This window comes from Bradyrhizobium sp. CCBAU 11361 (genome assembly GCF_028128935.1).
Taxonomy (GTDB): domain Bacteria; phylum Pseudomonadota; class Alphaproteobacteria; order Rhizobiales; family Xanthobacteraceae; genus Bradyrhizobium; species Bradyrhizobium niftali.
Genome location: NZ_LBJZ01000041.1, coordinates 1 through 308 on the forward strand (window position 1 = coordinate 1; position 308 = coordinate 308).

The following is a 308-nucleotide window of genomic DNA, read 5'->3' on the forward strand; positions in this document are numbered from 1 at the left end:
GTTGTCCGTGAACAAGCCTCCAAGCACTTGATTGGGAGTCTGTTTTCCGGTTGCGGCGGCATTTGAGATTGCAGGGGATTGAGGCTTCACAGCCCAAAACCCTGCAATTTCGATTTTGGAATTCCCTGCCGCTGCGAACCGTGATTCTGTGCTGCATCGGAGGCACCGATGCGACCAAAGAAGCACAGGACGACAGGCTCGAACGATCTGTTCCGGTCCCGGCTGGACCAGATCATCAACATGCGACACGAGCTGGTTCTGCTCGCCGGCAGGGTCGATTGGGACTGGATCGACGGCGAGATCGCGCC

The 308-nt window shown here is 57.5% G+C and carries 1 pseudogene; it reads left to right on the forward strand.

The features are described from left to right. Positions 1 to 168: 168 nt before the first annotated feature. Positions 169 to 308, forward strand: a pseudogene (locus XI08_RS09730) (IS5/IS1182 family transposase); the annotation flags it as partial.